The sequence below is a fragment of the Kitasatospora sp. NPDC001225 genome (assembly GCF_053597855.1).
Genome location: NZ_JBSFJC010000053.1, coordinates 1 through 18,533, shown reverse-complemented (window position 1 = coordinate 18,533; position 18,533 = coordinate 1). Strand labels below are relative to the sequence as shown.

24 protein-coding genes and 2 pseudogenes are annotated in these 18,533 nt (G+C 70.4%); 15 read left to right on the top strand and 11 right to left on the bottom strand.

What is annotated here, in order from left to right; genetic code table 11:
* Positions 1-24 precede the first annotated feature (24 nt).
* From ACWDCZ_RS19750 to ACWDCZ_RS19740, 3 genes are all read left to right on the top strand, one after another.
* Positions 25-627, top strand: a complete 603-nt coding sequence (locus ACWDCZ_RS19750) for a TetR/AcrR family transcriptional regulator (RefSeq protein WP_449816534.1) — start codon at positions 25-27, stop codon at positions 625-627.
* 83 nt (positions 628-710) lie between these two features.
* Complete coding sequence (locus tag ACWDCZ_RS19745) at positions 711-1,253, top strand: GNAT family N-acetyltransferase (protein ID WP_449816533.1); 543 nt, start codon at positions 711-713, stop codon at positions 1,251-1,253.
* 148 nt (positions 1,254-1,401) lie between these two features.
* Positions 1,402-1,836 carry an ester cyclase gene (locus ACWDCZ_RS19740; protein WP_449816532.1) on the top strand — a complete coding sequence of 145 codons (435 nt, stop codon included), beginning with the start codon at positions 1,402-1,404 and terminating at the stop codon, positions 1,834-1,836.
* A gap of 201 nt (positions 1,837-2,037) precedes the next feature.
* Here ACWDCZ_RS19740 and ACWDCZ_RS19735 read toward each other — a convergent pair whose 3' ends face one another.
* Together ACWDCZ_RS19735 and ACWDCZ_RS19730 are read right to left on the bottom strand one after the other, a co-directional pair.
* Positions 2,038-2,889: an NAD(P)H-binding protein gene (locus ACWDCZ_RS19735; protein ID WP_449816531.1), complete on the bottom strand. Its 852-nt coding sequence runs from the start codon at positions 2,887-2,889 to the stop codon at positions 2,038-2,040.
* 118 nt (positions 2,890-3,007) lie between these two features.
* Complete coding sequence (locus ACWDCZ_RS19730; protein ID WP_449816530.1) at positions 3,008-3,889, bottom strand: SDR family oxidoreductase; 882 nt, start codon at positions 3,887-3,889, stop codon at positions 3,008-3,010.
* A gap of 86 nt (positions 3,890-3,975) precedes the next feature.
* On the opposite strand from ACWDCZ_RS19730, the gene ACWDCZ_RS19725 reads away from it, so the two are divergent.
* Entirely contained in the window at positions 3,976-4,554 is a 579-nt protein-coding gene (locus ACWDCZ_RS19725; RefSeq protein ID WP_449816529.1) for a TetR/AcrR family transcriptional regulator, read from the top strand.
* A gap of 135 nt (positions 4,555-4,689) precedes the next feature.
* Here ACWDCZ_RS19725 and ACWDCZ_RS19720 read toward each other — a convergent pair whose 3' ends face one another.
* Positions 4,690-4,995, bottom strand: coding sequence for a hypothetical protein (locus ACWDCZ_RS19720; protein WP_049649920.1), 306 nt, complete (start codon positions 4,993-4,995; stop codon positions 4,690-4,692).
* A gap of 185 nt (positions 4,996-5,180) precedes the next feature.
* Here ACWDCZ_RS19720 and ACWDCZ_RS19715 point away from each other — a divergent pair, with 185 nt between their 5' ends.
* The 4 genes and pseudogenes from ACWDCZ_RS19715 (at position 5,181) to ACWDCZ_RS19700 (ending at position 6,853) form a co-directional block, all read left to right on the top strand.
* On the top strand, positions 5,181-5,501 hold the full coding sequence (locus ACWDCZ_RS19715) for a hypothetical protein (RefSeq protein ID WP_449816528.1): 321 nt from the start codon (positions 5,181-5,183) through the stop codon (positions 5,499-5,501).
* Positions 5,502-5,599: 98 nt separating this feature from the next.
* Positions 5,600-6,106: a nucleotidyltransferase domain-containing protein gene (locus ACWDCZ_RS19710; protein WP_449816527.1), complete on the top strand. Its 507-nt coding sequence runs from the start codon at positions 5,600-5,602 to the stop codon at positions 6,104-6,106.
* A gap of 31 nt (positions 6,107-6,137) precedes the next feature.
* A pseudogene (locus ACWDCZ_RS19705) lies at positions 6,138-6,332 on the top strand (IS256 family transposase); the annotation flags it as partial.
* Between the two features lie 71 nt (positions 6,333-6,403).
* Positions 6,404-6,853, top strand: coding sequence for a hypothetical protein (locus ACWDCZ_RS19700; RefSeq protein WP_449816526.1), 450 nt, complete (start codon positions 6,404-6,406; stop codon positions 6,851-6,853).
* A 361-nt stretch (positions 6,854-7,214) separates the two neighbouring features.
* On the opposite strand, the gene ACWDCZ_RS19695 is transcribed toward ACWDCZ_RS19700, so the two are convergent.
* Positions 7,215-7,829, bottom strand: coding sequence for a hypothetical protein (locus ACWDCZ_RS19695; RefSeq protein WP_449816525.1), 615 nt, complete (start codon positions 7,827-7,829; stop codon positions 7,215-7,217).
* Positions 7,830-8,234: 405 nt separating this feature from the next.
* On the opposite strand from ACWDCZ_RS19695, the gene ACWDCZ_RS19690 reads away from it, so the two are divergent.
* Positions 8,235-10,625: a protein kinase domain-containing protein gene (locus ACWDCZ_RS19690; RefSeq protein WP_449816524.1), complete on the top strand. Its 2,391-nt coding sequence runs from the start codon at positions 8,235-8,237 to the stop codon at positions 10,623-10,625.
* Positions 10,626-10,821: 196 nt separating this feature from the next.
* On the opposite strand, the gene ACWDCZ_RS19685 is transcribed toward ACWDCZ_RS19690, so the two are convergent.
* The gene (locus ACWDCZ_RS19685; RefSeq protein ID WP_449816547.1) at positions 10,822-11,469 is read right to left on the bottom strand and encodes an NADPH-dependent F420 reductase; all 648 of its coding nucleotides are present in this window, start codon (positions 11,467-11,469) and stop codon (positions 10,822-10,824) included.
* A gap of 77 nt (positions 11,470-11,546) precedes the next feature.
* On the opposite strand from ACWDCZ_RS19685, the gene ACWDCZ_RS19680 reads away from it, so the two are divergent.
* Both ACWDCZ_RS19680 and ACWDCZ_RS19675 read left to right on the top strand, forming a co-directional pair.
* Positions 11,547-11,918, top strand: coding sequence for a winged helix-turn-helix transcriptional regulator (locus tag ACWDCZ_RS19680; RefSeq protein ID WP_449816523.1), 372 nt, complete (start codon positions 11,547-11,549; stop codon positions 11,916-11,918).
* Positions 11,919-12,071: 153 nt separating this feature from the next.
* On the top strand, positions 12,072-12,482 hold the full coding sequence (locus tag ACWDCZ_RS19675) for a VOC family protein (protein ID WP_449816522.1): 411 nt from the start codon (positions 12,072-12,074) through the stop codon (positions 12,480-12,482).
* A gap of 423 nt (positions 12,483-12,905) precedes the next feature.
* On the opposite strand, the pseudogene ACWDCZ_RS19670 reads toward ACWDCZ_RS19675, so the two are convergent.
* The 3 genes and pseudogenes from ACWDCZ_RS19670 to ACWDCZ_RS19660 all read right to left on the bottom strand — a co-directional run bounded on the left by ACWDCZ_RS19670 (position 12,906) and on the right by ACWDCZ_RS19660 (position 14,195).
* Positions 12,906-13,162 (bottom strand): annotated as a pseudogene (locus ACWDCZ_RS19670) (transposase).
* A 32-nt stretch (positions 13,163-13,194) separates the two neighbouring features.
* Positions 13,195-13,746: a hypothetical protein gene (locus tag ACWDCZ_RS19665; protein ID WP_449816521.1), complete on the bottom strand. Its 552-nt coding sequence runs from the start codon at positions 13,744-13,746 to the stop codon at positions 13,195-13,197.
* A gap of 14 nt (positions 13,747-13,760) precedes the next feature.
* Positions 13,761-14,195, bottom strand: coding sequence for an ATP-binding protein (locus tag ACWDCZ_RS19660; RefSeq protein ID WP_387823677.1), 435 nt, complete (start codon positions 14,193-14,195; stop codon positions 13,761-13,763).
* 161 nt (positions 14,196-14,356) lie between these two features.
* Here ACWDCZ_RS19660 and ACWDCZ_RS19655 point away from each other — a divergent pair, with 161 nt between their 5' ends.
* From ACWDCZ_RS19655 to ACWDCZ_RS19640, 4 genes are read left to right on the top strand one after another with little or no spacing between them, the layout of a single operon-like run.
* A complete protein-coding gene (locus ACWDCZ_RS19655) occupies positions 14,357-15,304 on the top strand; it encodes a helix-turn-helix domain-containing protein (RefSeq protein WP_375873524.1) in 948 nt (315 codons plus the stop codon).
* Positions 15,261-15,398, top strand: a complete 138-nt coding sequence (locus ACWDCZ_RS19650; protein ID WP_369808269.1) for a DUF397 domain-containing protein — start codon at positions 15,261-15,263, stop codon at positions 15,396-15,398. The genes ACWDCZ_RS19655 and ACWDCZ_RS19650 overlap by 44 nt, the downstream gene beginning before the upstream one ends.
* Positions 15,395-15,586 (top strand): DUF397 domain-containing protein, encoded by a 192-nt coding sequence (locus ACWDCZ_RS19645; RefSeq protein ID WP_375873525.1) that lies wholly within the window; start codon positions 15,395-15,397, stop codon positions 15,584-15,586. Before ACWDCZ_RS19650 ends, ACWDCZ_RS19645 begins: the two co-directional genes overlap by 4 nt.
* A gap of 20 nt (positions 15,587-15,606) precedes the next feature.
* The gene (locus tag ACWDCZ_RS19640; RefSeq protein WP_375873526.1) at positions 15,607-15,798 is read left to right on the top strand and encodes a DUF397 domain-containing protein; all 192 of its coding nucleotides are present in this window, start codon (positions 15,607-15,609) and stop codon (positions 15,796-15,798) included.
* Between the two features lie 144 nt (positions 15,799-15,942).
* Here ACWDCZ_RS19640 and ACWDCZ_RS19635 read toward each other — a convergent pair whose 3' ends face one another.
* From ACWDCZ_RS19635 to ACWDCZ_RS19625, 3 genes are all read right to left on the bottom strand, one after another.
* Positions 15,943-16,695 (bottom strand): phosphotransferase family protein, encoded by a 753-nt coding sequence (locus ACWDCZ_RS19635; RefSeq protein WP_449816520.1) that lies wholly within the window; start codon positions 16,693-16,695, stop codon positions 15,943-15,945.
* A 143-nt stretch (positions 16,696-16,838) separates the two neighbouring features.
* A complete protein-coding gene (locus tag ACWDCZ_RS19630) occupies positions 16,839-17,024 on the bottom strand; it encodes a hypothetical protein (protein WP_449816519.1) in 186 nt (61 codons plus the stop codon).
* 502 nt (positions 17,025-17,526) lie between these two features.
* Entirely contained in the window at positions 17,527-18,036 is a 510-nt protein-coding gene (locus ACWDCZ_RS19625) for an RICIN domain-containing protein (RefSeq protein ID WP_449816518.1), read from the bottom strand.
* Positions 18,037-18,533 lie beyond the last annotated feature (497 nt).

The following is an 18,533-nucleotide window of genomic DNA, read 5'->3' as shown; positions in this document are numbered from 1 at the left end:
GGTCACTAATGTTATGCTGTTCAGGTGATCGAGCCGACGGGGCTGCGCGCCCGCAAGAAGGCGCGGACCCGTGACGCCATCGCCGAAGCGGCGGTCTCACTGTTCCTGGCGCACGGATTCGACCAGGTCTCGGTCAGCGACATCGCCGCCGTGGCCGAGGTCTCCAAGCCGACCCTCTTCCGGTACTTCCCCACCAAGGAGGACCTGGTCCTTCAGCGGTTCGCGGACCATCAGGGCGAGGCAGCGCGCGTCGTGCGCGACCGCCTGTCCGACGTCTCGCCGATGGCGGCACTGCACGCGCACTTCCTGGACGGCCTCGATCGGTTCGAACCCGTCACCGGCCTCAACGACCATCCCGCGGTGGTGGATTTCCACCGTCTGGTGTTCACCACGCCGAGCCTGGCGGGGCGGCTCCTGCAGTACATGCTCGCGGACGAGCAGGCGCTGGCCGAGGCCCTCGACCCGGGCCTGGACGTCCAGGCGCGGCTGAGGGCGGCCCAGGTGATCGCGGTCCAGCGGGTGCTCGCCCGCGCCAACTGGCAGAAGATCGCCGACGGGCGGAGCGCCCGCGACGTGCGGCCCGAGGCCGTCGCCGACGCCGACCAGGCCTTCGCCTGCCTGCGGTAGCGGCCCGGACGCGGCCTTCGTACAAGTTCCCTCGGTGCCCGGCGGCGCTGGCGGAGAGCCTCTCGGCGATCCAGAATGATCGGATGATCAGGCTTGAGACTCCCCGTTTGATCCTGCGTCGCTGGCGCGAGGAGGACGTCGCGCCCATGGCCGCCGTCAACGCCGACCCCGAGGTCATGCGGTGGATCCGTGACGGCAGCGTCCGTGACGAGCAGCAGACCCGCGATGGGATCCGGGCGTGGGAGGGGGAGTGGGAGGCACGGGGCTTCGGCCTGTTCGCCGTGGAGATCCGCTCCACCGGCGAACTGGCCGGGTTCACCGGCCTTTCGGTGCCCTCCTACCTGCCGGAGGTGCTGCCGGCGGTCGAGGTCGGCTGGCGGCTGGGACGTGCCCACTGGGGGCAGGGCCTGGCCACCGAAGCGGCCGCGGCCGCCGTACGGTTCGGCTTCGAGGAGCGGGGGCTGGAGCGGATCGTCAGCATCGCCCAGGTGGGCAACGACGCCTCCGAGCGGATCATGACCAAGCTGGGGATGCGGCTGGAGCGCGAGACCGTCAATCCCACCGGCGGCCGGCGAGTCCGGGTCTTCGCGCTGTCGGCGGACCAGTACGTCCCAACTGCCTGTTGACGGCGGGCCCGCACGGCTTCGGCTGCTTTCCGGGTGAACGTCCACGGCGGCCGCGCGTGCCGAGGACGTGGCGCGGGGAGCGGGCGGGCGACGATGCGGGCGTCGTGCGCCGCTCCGGCGGCGCGACCGTACGCAGGGAGAGGTGCCCATGTCGATCGAGGAGAACAAGAGGCTGGTCCGCCGGTTCTACCAGGAGGTGGACGCCGGCAACCTGGAGGCCATGGACGACCTCGTCGCCGAGGACTACCAGGACCACTCGCCGCCGCCGTTCCCGGGGCTCGCCGCCGGCCGGGAGGGCTTGAAGCAGGCGTTCCGGCTGTTCTGGGAGGCCACGCCCGGAGTCCACGAGATCGAGGACCAGATCGCGGAGGGCGACAAGGTGGTGACCCGGCTGACGGGCCGTGGGATGTGCGTGGGGGACCTCCCGGGCATCCCGGCGACCGGCCGGCCGATCACGATGACGGCGACGGTGATCCACCGCATCGAGAACGGGAAGCTCGCCGAGAAGTGGTCGGACAAGGACGTCCTCGGCTTCCTCCAGCAACTGGACGTGATCCCGCCGCTCGGCGGGTCCCCGGAGTAGCCCGCTGCGCCCTCGGAACGGTTCAGGTGGTGTTCCTGGTGACGAAGTCGGCGGCGGCGTCCACCATCTGTCGGCGGCTCGCGCAGACGCGCACACACGAGGGTGGCCTTCGCGGACGGGACGCCGCCCGCGAAGACCACCCTCGGCAGTGCGCGCCGTGCTGGCGATGACCCGACACGTCGGCCGGTCGGTACGACGGGCTCAGCGGAAGTCGTCGGCGTGGTCGACGGCCCACTGGGCGTAGGCATGCGCCGGGGCGCCGGTGATCTTCTCGGCGATGACGGAGGTCACGGCCGCGACGCCGTCGGCGGCGGCCCACTGGTCGACGATCGCCTCGGCCACGACCGGGTGCATGGTCCTGGCGACGTCCGCGCGGGCCTGCTCGTGGGAGACGTGTTCGATCCGGATGGGACGGCCGATGGCCTCGCCGATGTGCTCGACCTGGCGTCGCAGGGTCAGGGACTCGGCCCCGTGGACGGTGTAGGCCTGGTGCGAGTGGCCCGGTTCGGTGAGGGCGGTCACCGCCAGCGCCGCGATGTCCTTCTCGTGCACCGGCGCCGACTGCGCGAGCGGGTAGGGGAGGCGGACGACGTTGCCGGTGCGGATCGATTCGGCCCACCAGGTACGGGTGTTGGTCGCGAACGTCCCCGGCCGGAGGAACGTCCAGTCCAGGCCGGACCGTTGGACGGCCTGCTCGATCGTGCGGTTCAGGCGGGCGACCGGGTGGTCGGCGGCGGGGTCGAGGACGACCGCCACCGACGAGAGCAGGACCACCTGCCGGATCCCGGCCGCCGCGGCCGCCGCGGTGACCTTCTCGATGTCGTAGGGCTTCTGGGGGTCGAGCATTCCGTACAGGAACACCTTGTCGGCACCGTCGAGCGCCGCGGGCAGCGTCTCGGGACGGTCCAGGTCGGCGACGACCGCTTCGTACCCGGGCGTCGAGCCCGTGGCCGGGGTCCTGCTGACCGCTCTGACCTGCTCGCCGGCGGCCAGCAGCCCGTCGGCGACATGACGACCGACGTTGCCGCGGGCGCCGAAGACGACTGCCACCATGATGGAACCTCCTGGTTGGTATGGATCTTGTTGTGGACGTGAAGTGACGTACGGGAGAGAGGAGTTGCGAGCTGCTCCGCTGCGGGTCCGCCCCCGATCGCGGATCGCCGATCGCCGGTCAGGGCCGGATGTTCTCCAGGTCCGCCAGCAGGCCGGGGCGCCGCGGCTCCCAGCCGAGCGCCTGCCGGGTGCGGGCGCTGGACGCGGGCTGGTCGGCCCGGAAGATCGGGCCGAGCGGGCCGTAGGTCTCCTCCGGCACCGACTGGACCGGCAGGCCCAGTCGTCGGCCGATGACGGCCGCGATGTCCCGCACCTCGTCCCCCTCGTCGGCCACGGCGTGCCAGGCGGTGCCGGGCTCCGCCCGCTCCAGGGCGATCCGGAAGAGGGCGGCCGCGTCGAGCGCGTGGACGGCGGGCCAGCGCTGGGTGCCGTCGCCGGGGTATCCGGAGACGCCGCTGCGGCGCGCGATATCGGTCAGCAGGCCGGCGAACCCGCCCGCGCCCTCGGTGTGGACCGTGCGCGGCAGACGGACGGAGGTGCTCCGGACTCCGCGCGAGGCCAGGCCGAGGATCGCCGTGACCGTGCGACCGCGGCCGCCGACCGGCCCGTCGGTCGGCACCGGGTCGGCCTCGGTGGAGGCGCGGCCCGGCACGTGGGGCGTACCCGAGACGGTGACCAGGGGGCGGTCGCTGCCGAGGAGCTCCTCGCCGAGGGCGGTGAGGGCGGCGGTCTCCTCGGCGACGTTCCGGGCGAGGGCCTCGGGGCTGCTGAAGTCGTTGCCGAAGGCCAGGTGGACCACCCCGTCGGCCTGGGCGGCGCCGGAGCGCAGGACGTCCAGGTCGGCGAGGCCTCCCCGCAGCGGCTCGGCGCCGGCCGCCTCGGCGGCCCGGGCGGAGGCGTCGGAGCGGGCGAGCGCGAGGACGGTGTGGCCGTTGCCGAGGAGTTCGGCGACGACGGCGGAGCCGATCAGACCGGTGCCGCCGGTGACGAAGACACGCATGGGAATCCTCCCGGAAGTGATGGGACTCTTGTCCCATCACCGTAGCAGGATGATGGGACAAGAGTCCCATCACATATGCTGAACCCATGAGTCGATGGGAACCAGGTGCGCGTGAACGCCTCGTCGTGGCCGCGGTCGACCTGTTCACGGAGCAGGGGTACGACGCCACGACGGTCGCGCAGATCGCCGAGCGCGCCGGGGTCACCAAGAGCACCTTCTTCCGGCACTTCCCCGACAAGCGCGAGCTGCTGGTCGCCGGACAGGAGACGCTGAGCCGGCTGCTGACCGAGGGCATCGCCGAAGCGCCCGGTGACGCCAGCCCGCTGGAGGCCGTCGCCGCCGGTCTCGAGCGCGCCTCGACCGCGATGGGCCCGGCCACCCGCGAACTCGCCCCCCGCCTGAAGGCGGCCATCGCGGCCAGCGCCGAGCTTCAGGAACGCGACACCCTCAAGACCGTCAGCCTCGCGGCCGCGATGACCGCCGCGCTGGTCGCCCGCCGCGTACCCGATCCGATCGCGGCCCTCGCGGGCGAGCTGGGCGTCCTCGCCTTCAAGCGGGGGTACGCCGAATGGGCCGAGGGCGACGGTGGCGCCGAGCAGGCGCTCGCCGGGTACGTCCTGGCGGCCCTGGACGAACTGCGCGCGGCGAGCGCATCGCTGGGCTGACCGGAAGGTCATCGTCCAGCGCCGGCGCGGCGGATGAGAAGCAGGCCTGACGGCTGCGGATTCGCGGTCGGGGCGTCCGCGAAGCTCACCCTCAGCGCCTCACGCCACGCGGTTGATCAATGACCCGACGCCTCCTCAGGCCGCGATGTCCTGGCCGATCGCCCGCAGGACGTCGGCGAGCCACACCAGGTGGTACCCCACCGCGCGATCCGGCTCGGCGAGGAGGCCGGTCAGGTGCTGCCAGGATTCGGAGAGCTGACCGATCGTGAGCTCGTCCGGGGCCCGGTAGACGTCGTAGAGGCCGTCCGGAGGGACGGACCAGAAGTAGTCCTTGTCCAGGGCGAGGCTGTCGCCTGGTGTGGCGGCCTCGATGTGGCGCAGTACCAGGTCGAACGATCGGCGCAGGTCGGCAAGGGGGATGGACAGGGGTTCATCGGCCATGGAGATCAGTATCGGGCCTGTGCGACGGCGCTCGCTCCGGCTTTTCCGGCCGCCCGGCTCGGATCACCATGCGGCTGCGCGAGAAGTCGGTGGAGCCGACTTCCTGTGCGCGGGGGTGGTTGGGAGCTTGGGCTGAGCACGTCGGCCGCCCGCACGGTGTGCTCGGCGCCGTGAAAGGCTGGGGCATGTCCTATCACCTGCGGTTCTTCTTCGAGTACGGCGTCGACACCCCGTTGTGGCCGGGCCCTCAGAGCGCTCCCGACCTCGACAGCCCCTACGAATACCCCTGCGTCCTGGAGAAGCTGCCCATCACCCCGGCCACCCGGAACGAACTCACCAGACTCGCTGACCTGTACCAGTCCTCCCTCGACTGGGACCACCCGGCCGGCCCCTCGCCCTGGACCCGGGACCAGCAGGAATCGTTCCGAAGCGAGGCCGACGTGGCGCTGGAGGCGCTGCGCCGCGAGCTGGGCGACGGTTGGACGGTCGAGGACCGCAGGCACTGAGCCCGCGCTCGCGGGCCGGGCCGTAGCCGGTGGCGAACTGCGCCGGACCGGCGGGTATCTCGGTGGCGACAGCTCGTCCGCACTGCCAGGGTGCCCTGGTGCTGAAGGAATCCGATGTACTCGAAGTGCTGGACCTGCTCAAGAGCGCAGGGGCCGCAGCCTGGGTGGACGGCGGCTGGGGTGTGGACGCCCTGATCGGGGAGACGACCCGAACCCATGCGGACCTCGACCTGGTCGTCCTGTTGGACCAGCTCGACGTGGTGCGAGACGCGCTGGCCGAGGCCGGGTTCACGGAGCTCCTGCGGGACTGGCTGCCCGCCGCGCTTGCCGTCGCGGACGGTGCCGGCCGGGAGATCGACCTGCACCCCGTCCTCGGCTCCTCCCGCGAGGGCGGGGTGCAGCTTCTCCCGGGCGGTGAACGGTTCCACTACCCGCCGCCGGTGACCGGGACCATCGGCGGGCGCCGGGTCCCGTGTGTCGACGCGGCGACGCAGGTGCGGTGTCACCTCGGCTATGAAGCCACGGACAAGGACCGACAGGACATGGCACGGTTGCACGCCGGCACAGGAGTCGAGCTTCCCCTGGACTACATGCCTGCGCCCTGAAAGGGTCGGAACAACGACCCCGAGGTGCTGCCCCTGTTTCTACCTGCACGGCCTGTCGTCCGGGGACTTCGTGCCCGCCCTGGAGAAGCTCCTCGGCGGCACCGCCGGCCTGTCGCCGGCCACCATGACCTGGCTGACCAAGCAGTGGAGCGACGACCACGCCGACCTCCGGACCTGGGACCTGGCCGACCGGGACTACGTCTCCGTGTGGGCCGACGGCGTACACCCGGTGCCGCTGGTCCGTGCCGGCGCGCACTTCGAGAACGGCGTCCTGGTCGAGCGGCCCGAGGTGGCAGCATGAACGACATGTTCGAGGCACTTGAAGCGCTGACCGATCGCGATCCGGGCCGTCGGGACGTCGCCGCCGACGTCCTCGGGGACCTCCTGCGCGGCGCCGCACTCGACGCGGACTCCGCTCGCCTGGTCGTCGAACATCTGGTCAGCGTGGCCGTCAACGAACTGGTGACCAAGGTGCGCGAGTCCGCCCTGAACTCGATCAGCGAGGCGTTCGACCACTACCGCGTGCCTCCGGCTCTCGTCGAACCGCTGGCGGCAGCCATGCCGACGATGGAACGCCAACTCCTCGTCCACACGCTCTACATCCTCGGCGCCACCCACGCCCTGCAGGCCCGGCCGCTGATCGAACCCTATCTCCCTCACCCCGACCCAGAGGTGCGCGAGGAGGCTCGGCTCGCAGCAGCCGAGATCACCGCTGTCGAGTCGGAGGGCCTCACCCGCAACTCCTGACTGTTGCTCCCGTGGAGGGGAGCCGGGCCTAGTCAGCTCGCAGGGCTTCTACGCCAACAGGCTGTTCAGGAGTCCCTATTGGCGCAGCCGGTCGCCGGTGTGGTCGCCGCCTGGCGCGCGACTTCGGGTGCCGCACCAGCAGTGCCGAGGAGGATGGTCCACCGGGCGATGACGGTGCTCATGACCCGGTGGGTGGCTCCGGCGGACCTGGGCCGGTGGTCGGAAGGGCAAGGGGTGGAGTTGAGCGGCTGATTCGGGGCTGTGCAGGAAGTCGGCGGGGTCGACTTCCTGCGCGGGGCGGGTGGTTGGGGGCCTGGCCGTGGCGGCAGGGGGTCGGCCGGGGCTGGCCGTGTCCGCGGATTCAGTGCGGTAGGTGCTTCGACCAGTCTCCTCCGGGGCGGTAGGCGCGGCCGTCGCCGAGCTGCCTCGTCCCGCCGGGAACGACGTCGTCGTGGTACGGGTACTGTTCCGTCACCGCCGCGAGCAGGAACTCCAGGAAGCCGCCCTCGAAGAGGTCCCACTCCCGCATCGAGTCGAACTTGGCGGCCACCGGCCAGCGGTCCGGGTCCGGGCCCCGCATCAACCAGAAGAACTGGTCGGAGTTGTAGTTGTTCGCCCATTTCAGCAGCCCGCCTTCGGCCGGGAACAGCGGGTACGGGCACTCGTCGTAGTCCCCGTCCTCGTAGGCTTGGGCCAGCATGGCGCAGTATCCGTAGGGGTCCGTCGTGTAGAACAGGAATCCCTCGAAGCCGAGCGGCTGCCAGGCCTTGGGACTGGGCGCCGCCGATGGTGTGTAGATGTGCAGTTCGTCGCTGATGCTGACCATCCCGTAGCGGTCGACGAACGCCCGGTAGTCCGCGGGCAGCTGGAAGCCGAGCACCTCGGGCCCGAGCTCCCAAGGGACCGGGACCACTCCGCCCGCGGGCGGTGGCCCGATGACCGCGCCGAGCCGGTCCAGTGTCTCCTCGATGTCCACGCCCACTCCCGTCAGCCGTTCGTTCCGGCCGGAGGCTATCCGCTGCCGGTGACACCGGAGGCGGGCGGCCCCACTTCCCTGCCCGGCCGACCAGCGGGCCGTCAAGGCGAGCCGCCGGTCCGTGGGGTTCGTCTCGGGGGCGAGGTCCTGGAGTGGCTGGCCGGGCGGTCCGGCGCGAACCGGCGTGAACCAGGGAGGACCGGCGCGAACCGGAGCGGTCCGGCGCGGCCCGGCGCGGGCATCGGGGCCGGGCACCGGACGGCTGCGGTTCGGGGTCCGAACCGTGGCACACCCTCGGTATGCTCGGCACTCGATCTGACGTTCCGTCACCATCCGACCGCGTAAGGGTTTCGCATGGACTTGAGTTCTGCACCGAACAGGCTCGTCGGCGGACGGTTCAGGCTGGTGAGAGCCCTGGCGGCCGGGGGCATGGGCCAGGTCTGGGAGGCCAGGGACGAACTGCTGGACATCGAGGTCGCGGTGAAGGAGGTCCGTTGGGAGGAGGAGGACCTCTCCGAGGACGAGCACGAGCAGGCCATCGCCCGGGCCATGGCGGAGGCCCGCCACGCGGCCGCGCTCCGCGACCACCCCAACATCGTGACGGTGCACGACGTGGTGGTGGAGGACGGCGGCCCGTGGATGGTGATGCGGCTGGTCCGCGGCCGTTCGCTGGCACAGGTGCTCCGGGCCGACGGGCCGTTGGAGCCGGAGCGGGCCGCCGAGGTGGCCGTCGGGGTGCTGCGGGCGCTGGCCGCCTCGCACCAGGTGGGCATCCTCCACCGCGACGTGAAGCCGTCGAACATCATGCTGGCCGACGACGGCGGGGTGCTGCTGGCCGACTTCGGCCTCGCGAAGACCCACGCGGGCACCGTGCTGACCACCACCGGGGGCCTGGTCGGGACGCTGGACTACATCGCACCGGAGCGGCTGGCCCACGAGCCGGACACCCCGGCCGTCGACCTGTTCAGTCTCGGCGCGACGCTGTACGAGGCCGTCGAGGGGGTGCCGCCGTTCCGGCGGGAGACGACCGCGATGACGCTCGCCGCCATCGCGCTCGCCCTCGTCCCGCCGCCTCAACGGGCTGGCCGGCTGGCTCCGTTGATCACCGCGCTGCTCTCCCGGGACCCGGCCGGACGGCCTGACGCTGTGGCGGGGCTGGCCATGCTCGACGGCCCCGGACCGGCGGTTGGGGACGCCGCTCCGCAGCACGACCCCGTAGCGGCGGAACCGACCGGCGGACCGGCGGGCGCCGCCACGCCCACCGAGCTCGACCTCCCGGCGGCCCCTCCGGTCACCCCTCCGGCGACGCCGACGGCGACATCGACACCGACGGTGACGGCGACATCGACGCCAGCAGCGACGCCGACACCGACGGTGACGGCGACATCGGCATCGGCACCGACACCGACGGCGACACCCACACCCACACCGACCGCGCCCCGCCGCGGACGGCTGCGGGAGCCCCGGACCCGGATCGCGCTGGCCACCGCGGTCGCCGTCGTCTGCGCGTCGGTCCTGTCCTGGGCCCTGCTCCAGAGCGATGACGACGCCGGCCGCGGCGCCGGCGCCGCGGCTTCCTCGCCCGCCCGGGACACCGGGGCCCCCTCGGCCTCTTCCGCCCCCTTGCCCTCCGCGACATCCTCGGCCTCCTCACCCGCCCAGGACGCCGCCATGACGGCCACGGCGACGCCCGGGAACGCGGCCGGTCCGGCGGTGGCCGACGACCAGCACCTCCGTGTCTTCACGGCGTACAAGGACCAGCAGCTCCTGGAGAGCTACGTGGACCTCGGCAACGAGGCGGCGAAGCTCCGGCAGAGCCCGAACCCGGGCCAGGTCAGGGTGGTGGACTACGCACTCAGGTCCGAAGACTCCACCATCCCCCAGGTGCTGGCCGGCACCCGCCCGGTGGCGGTGCTCGACAAGGGCATCGTCCGGGTGTTTGTCGTGAACTCCGTGAACAAGCACCTGGTGGAGGCCCGGTTGGAACCCAACAAGGACTGGCAGGCCACCGACCTCGGTGATCAGGAGGTCCGGAGCACTCCGACCGCGGCGGTAGTGGACGGGAAGGTCAACGTGTTCACCGTCGGCGTGGACAACCACCTGCGGCGGTCCTACCTGGACGACTCGGGCTGGGGCAGGCAGGACCTGCACGACGACCTCGGGCTCCTGGGCGCGGGGCAGCTGCCCGCCGCGCCGGTCGCCGCCGGCACCGCGCCGGTGGCGGTGGTGGAGGGGGATTTGGTCAGGGTGTACACGATCACGAAGGACCAGCAGCTCCAGGAGTCGTCGCTGAGGATCGGCGAGAAGTGGAACATCTTCACCATGACCGGCGTGCCGGCGTCCGTCATGACGCCGAGCGCGGTGGTGCACGACGGGGTGACGAGCGTCTTCACCGTCAACAGCGGCGACGGCCATCTCTCGGAGGCCCGGCTGACGCCTCCGGGGACGTCGGCGGGCGGCACGCAGGATGCAGGGTGGCGACTCCACGACCTGACCAAGGACTTCCGGGTGCCGGTGCCACGCTCCGCCCCGGCGGCCCTGGTGCACGGCGGGACCACCAGCCTGTTCCTGGTCGACAGGAACGGCCTGCTGACCGAGACGAAGGCGGCGGGCGGCGGGTGGGCGCCACAGGACTCCCTGGCGAACGCCGGTGTTCAGCAGGTGGCCGACGGCTTCGAGCCGGCGGTGGTGGACCACGGCGGCGTCACCCGTGTCTACACGGCCCGCCGGAGCGACGGGAAGCTCCAGGAGACCGCGTTGCGGAACGGCACGTGGAGCACCGAGGTCGTGGAGTGAGCGGGGCGGCCCGGACGGCGCCGGCCGTCCGGGCCGCCGGTCTTCCGCCACGTCCATGGACGCGGCGATCACCCCCGCGACCAGCACGTGCTGTACGGGAGGGGTCGGCAGAGCGGTCCCCGCACCAGTCGGCTGCGTGAGAAGTCGGCGGGTCCGACTTCCCGTGCGGGCGGGGTTGGTTGGGAGCCATCGCAGATCAGGAGGGATCGACGCCCGCGTACTCCAGCGGTGGCGCGATCGCCTGGGCGTCCGCGCCTTCGCCCACCCACAGGCTGATCAGGAACGCCGCCGTCGCCTCCAGGAGGCCTGCCCGGTCGAGCCCGCCTCCGTTGAGCGGTACGCAGCCGAGGTCGCGAACGAGGTGTCCGACGGTGTCGAGGGCCGGCGCGTCGTCGCCGCAGAGCGGCACCGCGAGGGGGCGTCCGTCGAAGACGGTCGGGGTCCTGCGCCACACGCTCTCGTGGCAGAGGTTGAACGCCTTGACCACGGACGCGCCGGGCGCCGCGGCCGCGATGCGCTCGGCGGCTGACGGCCCGCCATGGGTCTCCAGGACGAAACCCGGGGCGATCGGATTGGTGCAGTCGACCAGCGTCCTTCCCCGCGCGGCGTCGGCCAGGCCGGAGACCACGCCGATCGCCGCCGCGTACGGCACGGCCAGCAGCACCGCGTCCAGGCCGTGTTCGACCGCGTCCCGCGGGGTTCCCGCCCGTCCGCCGATCCGGTCGGCGAGTTCGGCGGCGCGGCCGGTGTCCCGTCCGCCCACCAGCACGTCGTGCCCGGCCCCCGCCCACCGGGTACCCAGCACCCGCGCCATTGCGCCGGTACCGATGATTCCGATCCTCATCATGACCAACCTCCTTGTGACGACCTGCCAGTCGGCTCAGGGAGACAGTAGGAAAGTCCTGGGGCACCATCTGGTAAGTGACCGCTGACCACGGCTTCCTCGCCGACTGCCGAGCCCGGCTCGCCTTCGACCTGCTCGCCAACACCTGGAACGCCGTCCTGGTGTGGGCGCTGCGCGACGGGCCCGCGCGGCCCGGCGAACTGCGCGAGCGGATCGGTGGGATCAGTCCCAAAGTCCTCACGGAGACGCTGCGCCGGCTCCAGTCCGACGGGTTGGTGGAACGCCGCGCGTACGCCGGGTCGCCGCCGCGCGTGGAGTACACCCTCACCGGGTTGGGGCGGACACTCCTGGAACCGATCGAGGCGTTCGGCGCCTGGGCCTTCGAACACGGCGAGGACGTGATGGCAGCCCGGGACCGGGCGGAGGCAACCGGGCACGGTCGCTACTGACGCCGATCACGACGGCACAGCCGGAGCGCTGAGCGGCTCCGCCGAAGCCCGCTGCCGATCCGAACCTGCGGTACGAACCCGGCCGCCCCTGGTGAACGGGGTCTGGGGGCGCCTGTCTCGAAGTCGGGTGTGAGCCTGTGGCAAGATCGCGGGATGCTGCGACTCACCGATTTCATCATCGACTGCCCGGACACGATGAAGCTGGCGGCTTTCTACTCCGAGGTGACGGGCCGTCCGATCAAGGAAGGCAGCTCGGCGGACTGGGCCGGCATCCAGTTCGGCGAGATCGAGCTGGCATTCATCCGGGTGGACGACTACCGCGCTCCGCAGTGGCCCGACAGCGAGCACCCCAAGCAGTTCCACCTCGACTTCGAAGTGGACGAGATCGGGCCCGAGCAGCGCCGCGTCCTCGACCTCGGCGCGACGCTGAGGCAGGACTTCATCGGCCCCAACGGCTACGGCTGGCAGGTCTACACCGACCCGATCGGCCACCCCTTCTGCCTGTGCCGCAACAAGGGCGTCATCTGGACCGACCAGGGCCCGGTCTGGCCCGAGCGCGGCTGACGCGGCCTTGGTGAAGTCGGCTGCTGATCCTTTGACATGACGACGATCCTGCGGCATCCCCGACCTGGGTTCATGTGGGATTGGTGGGCAGTGGACGCCCACGGTTTCCTCGTGCAGTTCAGTTGCGGGCCCGCACCTGAGCCTCTACTGGTGCATGTAGACCGTGTCGACGCTGCGGCTGCATGGGCCGAGGAGAACCGTCCCGCATGGTTCAGCCACGCCCCCTCATCGCTTCACGCCTTCAGCTGCGACGGCGAGCTACCGGTCTACACCCGCAACAGCGTCCCGGACTCCCCGCTGCGACTGTCCGACGCCCCGGCAGCCGTCGCGGAGGTTGCGGCCCTGGTTGAACTGCACAGAGCAGTGGGAGACGCCTGGACGGTCTACCTCGACGAGGGATGGGTCTAGGCAGCCCGGCTGGAGTCACCTGGCCGACCGGATGACGACGGCGGCGATGGCCCACGTGCCGTCGGCGGCCCACTCCCGCAGCCGGTTGTGGGCGCCCTTCCACGAGCCGAAGCGCTCAGGCAGATCCATCCACGGCACCCGGTGCGGTACTTGAAGGCGATCGCGCCGATCACCTGCCGGTGATCACGCCACTGCCCTCCCCGCCGAGGTGTCGGATCCGGCGGTAACGGCTCGATCCTTGCCCACTGGGTGTCAGTCAATGACGCACACATCAACCAGCGATCGGATGATCCGAAGGAACGGCCTAGGTTCGGGCGGCTCGGGCGCGGCAGTGGGCGAGGGCGTACTTGATGCGGGTCTCGGAGTGGTGGGTGGTGGTGAGGAGTTCGCCGGCCGTGACGAGGGTGGCCCAGTACAGGGCGGGGTCGCCGGTGCGGGGCATGGGGCGGGCGGCGGTGAGGGAGAGGTACGCGGTGGTGAGGTTGCCGGTGGTGAACCAGCGCTGGAGACCGTGCTGGTGGCCGGGGCGGATGCCGCCCATGGCGTCGACGGCGGTGATGAAGAGGTCGACGACGGCGAGTTCGGTGTCGGTGAGGGACTTGGGGATGTCGAAGACTCCGAGGGCTTCGAGGAGTTCGCCGGTGTCGGTCTCGGATTCGGGGCGGGGGTCGGCGAGCAGGGCGTCGTAGCAGTCGTTGAGGCGGCGGGTGGTCTCGGCGAGGGGGATCGACAGGGCGAGGCAGACGGCGCGGGCGGAGGGCAACGGCTTGCGGGTGCGGCGGGCGAGGAGGGCGTAGGTGTCGGCGGGGGTCCGGCCGCGGGAGAGGGCGTGGCGGGCCAGGGTCGTGAGGTGCATGGGGGTGACGGCTTTCAGGCGGTGGCGAGGGCGGAGACGGGGGCCGGGGCGATGAGCACCCAGACGAACTTGCCGATGTCGTCGGGTCGGGAGGTGCAGCCCCAGCGTTCGGCGAGTTCGTCGACGAGGAACAGGCCGCGTCCGTGCTCGTCGGAGGGGGTGGGGGTGTGGAGGGACGGTCGGCCGCTGCCGGCGTCGTGGACTTCCAGCCGGAGGCGGGAGTTGACGAGGGTGAAGCGGATCTCGATGTGGCGGTCGTCGGGGGCGTCGGAGTGCTGGACGGCGTTGGCGAAGAGCTCACCGAGGAGGAGCTCGGCGGTGTCGGCGTAGCGGTCGCCGGAGGGCAGGCCCGCGAGATAGGCCCGGAGCAAGTACCTCGCCAGGGGCGTGGATTCGATGCAGGAGTCGAGACGCGCGACGAAGGCACGGGGCCGGCGGGACATGAGCATGGGGACACCTCATGGGGGCAGAGGGGGCGTGCGACAGGAGCGCGCACAGTCACGCTGTGCATGCAGATGATTGCGTTCCGGTCTCAATGATCCGGGCTTCGGATGTACGGTGATGGCCGAAATCAGGTACCACGCACCTGCGGTACGTCAGGGGGTCTGACATGGCACACCGGCGACTCGTCAACGAGGTGACGGCCAGTTCGGCGCGGTTGTTCGGCGAAGAGCTGCGCTTCTACCGGGAGGCGACGGGCTACACGCAGGAGCAGTTGGCGAAGCTGCTGCACTCCACCAGGCCGAATATCACACGGTTTGAGTCCGGCAAGAGGCGCATGCCGCCGGACATGGTCATGCAGGCCGACGTACTGCTTGGCGCCGACGGGGCGCTGAAGCGGCTCTGGGATCGGGTGGACTGGAACGCCGAAGTTGAACACCCGGATTGGTTCCAGACTCATGCCGACGCGGAGTCCGAGGCTGTGGCGGCCAGAGTCTTTCAGATCGCGGTGATGAACGGGCTGTTGCAATGCCGCGAGTATGCGGAAGCCGTTTTTGCGGTCAGCGATGCAGCCGGTAAGCCGGAGATGATCAAGCAGCGAACGCAGGCTCGGTTGGCTCGGCAGAAGCGATTCCTGGAGCCGGGCGGGCCGCCCTTGCTGGCGATCCTGGACGAGAGTTGCATTCGAACCGTCTATGGCGGGCCTGGCGTGATGGTGCGTCAGATGGAGCACCTGCTGGCGGTTGCAAAGCTTCCGAACATCGTGATCCAAGTTGTGCCGTTCACGTGTCGACAGGCCAGCGTTGATGTCTCAATGGTGCTGCTGGAGATGCCTGACGGACGAACCTGTGTGTATTCCGAGAGCCTCGATCGCGGGCATTCCAGCGATGTTCCGGAGATCGTTGCGCGGCATCGCTGGAGCTATGATCTGCTCCATGGGGCGGCGCTGCCAGTGGCCGACTCGCTCGCGCTGTTCGCGGATGCGCTGGAAGGGTTCAGGGATGACGAGGAACGAGTTCGACGTGGCCGTCTGGCGCAAGAGCAGCTACAGCGGGGGCAACGGCGGCAACTGCATCGAGGTAGCCCCCGGATTCCCCGGTCTCGTCCCCGTGCGTGACTCCAAGGACCCGCGCGGCCCGGCGCTCGTCTTCCCCTCCGCTGCCTGGGGCTCCTTCATTGCCGCGATTCAGGAGGGTAAGTTCCCTGCATGAGTCTGGTCTGGCGCAAGAGCAGCTACAGCGGGGGCAACGGCGGCGACTGCATCGAGGTAGCCCCCGGATTCCCCGGTCTCGTCCCCGTGCGTGACTCCAAGGACCCGCGCGGCCCGGCGCTCGTTTTCCGGGCTGCCGCTTGGGAAGCCTTCGTGGTGGCTGTCCGTTCGTGCGAGTTTCCGGCGTAGACCTCTTCAGGGAGTTGGCTGTGTTGATCTGGCGTAAGAGCAGCTACAGCGGGGGTGACGGGCGCGAGTGCATCGAGGTGGCCCTTGGCTTTCTCCCCGGTACCGTCCCGGTGCGTGACTCCAAGGACCCGAACGGCCCGGCCCTCCTCTTTCCGTCCGCCGCCTGGGGCTCCTTCATCGCCGCGATCCGTTCCGGTGACTTCCCTGAGTGAACCCGCTGTGGCGCCTCCGGGGGCCGTCGGGGTCAGGGCCCTGCCCGTCGCCATACCGCTTGGACTAGCTCCAACCGCCTTATGGCAAATGGGAGTTAGTGAAAGCTTCCAATGAGGTCGCGGAGGTTGCCATCCCGTGCTGCCTCACATCCGGGCTTTCAGCGCGTCGACCTCGCAGCCCGGCGCGAAGGGGTCGAAGCCGTGCTCGATCAGCCAGCGGAGCGCCAGCAGGCTCCGCAGCGACCACCACGCGTGGATCACGTCGAGGTCGACGTCGACATCGGTGCCGTAGCCGGCGATGACGTCGTCGAGGTGCTCCTCGTGGCCGAGCGTGAAGGTGGCGAGGTCGTACAGGGCGTCACCCCGGCCGGCCTCGGACCAGTCGATGATGCCCGTGACCTCGTCGCCGTCGACGAAGACGTGCGCGATCTGCAGGTCGCCGTGGGTGAACGCCGGGGTCCATGGCCGGAAGGCGGCCTCGGCGACCCGGCGGTTGCGGGCGACCAGGTCGACGGGCAGGATGCCGTTCGTCACCAACACCCCGCACTCCTCGTCGAGTTCGGCCTCCAGCGCGGCGACGCTCCGGCCCGCCCGGCCGGGCCGGAGCGGCAGTGGCGCGTCGTGCAGCTTCCGGATGGCGGCGCCCGCCGCCGCCCACGCGGCCGGTGACCCGGTCGCCGGCCCGCCGAGGCGCCCGAGCGTCGTCCCGGGGACCGCGGCGAGCGCGAGTACGGGCGGCTTGCGCCACAGCACCTCGGGCGTCGGGACCGGCGCGAGGGACATCGCCTCGACCTCGCGGTCGATGCGCGCCTGATCGGCGTCCACCTTCAGGAACACGTCGCCGACGCGCAGGGTCGCGCGCTCGGAATGGGCGACGACGACTTCGACCTCATCCATGGGTGACCAGTATTCCGGGGATCACCGCCGCCGTCGCCGGATTTACCGCGTGTGATCCGCCAACACCCGCCCTGTTGACCGAGTGTGACGAACTATCCGGAAGCTGCTCCGGACAGCGCATGCGGGCCGGGCCTCGATCCCTGTCAGCCTGTCGCGAGCGCGAACACGATCAACGCCAGGAACAGCGCCAGGACCAGCGCCGGCAGTGCCGCGATGCCCAGGAACACGTAAGCGGCCCGCTTGGCGGCAGGCGTGCCGTGCTCCCTCAGAGCGGCGAAGCAGACCAACGCCACCGCGACCACCGGCACCGACCAGAACACGACGAACATCCCATCCGGCATATCCGACACAGGCTACATCCTGCTCGGCATGCTCATCGAGCGGACCACCGGCCGCAGTTGTCAGGAGGAGGTGAACCGCCGGATCTGGCTGCTCGGCCTGCGCGAGGCGATTATGCCGGTGAGCGGCCCCCGTCCCCGGCTGTCACACCCGCGCCTACGCCGGCATGCCCGGTGGCCCGGTGGACATCACGCTGTTCAACTCGACCATCAGCGCCAGGTCGTGCCCTCTCACAACCCGTACGACCCTGCTGGGGTCGCCCGTCCGCAGCTGCCTTCAACGCCCCTGGTCACCGCTTCGGCCGGACCGATGAGCGCGTTTCCGGTCGATCACGCGACGACTTCACCCCGGGCTCAGTGATGGTGGCGCAGAGCCGGGACGGACAAAATGACCGGTAGGGACGGCCGCGGCCGTCCCTACCGGTCATTCATGCCGTTCGTTCGCGGGTGCAGAGTGTCGCAGTGTCAGCACCGGGCGCGGGCAGCCGGCTGTTCAGACAGTGGTCGAGTGCCACCATTGATCCGCGTAGCCGCAGTCGAATTGGATGGCCACCGTGTCATCGGCGGAGCCCCGGACGGCGAGACACTTTCCGCTGTTGAGGTTGCGCAGTGTGTAGTGAAGGCCGGTCGAGTCGATGCCGACCTGCCAGTGCTGGTCCGGCCAACCCCCGCATGTGGTTTGGACGGCGGCGGCGTCGTTGTCCCCGCCGCGTACGGTCAGGCACAGGCCGCTGTTGCCGTTCCGCACCTGCATGTTGTTCCAGTTTGAGCCCATGAAGGTCCAGTGCTGGTCGGCCCAGGTGGCCCCTTGGATGTAGTCACAGCCGTACTGCACGGCGTTGCTTTCGCCGGACCCCCGGGCGACCAGGCACTTTCCGCTGTTGTCGTTCACTATGTGCTGGAGAGCCGACAGGGACGTTGTGGTCGTTTCGGCGGAAGCCGTCCCTCCCATCGGCAGGGCCACCAGAGCCGCGGCACCAAGAAAAACGCAGAACTTCTTCACGTGATCGCCCTCTCTTGTCGAAATCGAGCACATTCAGCATCGCCGGGAAGGATGACGAAGTCACCGTTGAAACTCGCCATGGCCCGAGGGTGGAAGACGGAGTGCTTCAAGTGACGAGGGAGGAAGCCGACCTGCGTCGTCGGCAGCCCGGCGTGGGCCGGACTTCTGGGGTCAGAGGCACGAGCACACTGGCGGGCCGCATGTGAACGCCATGGGCCGGTATTGCTTGGGAAAAGCTTGTCTCAATTTCGGCCGGATGGCCGGGGGAGCTTCAGTGGGGTCTGCTCCAGCTCCTGCTCAAGCGCGTCGGCTTCGCTCACTTGCCGTATCGCAGAACCCCGTTGTCTGCTGTCAGGCCTCGTGAGAGCATCGGGTCCAATGGTCCGTCGCCTTCCGCCCACGCTTCGCGGCGTGGCCGGGAGGCGCCGGACCCATGGGAATATAGAAGGCGTACAGAGGTGCGCCGGGGGGCCCCGAAAAGCCCGGTAACCCCCGAT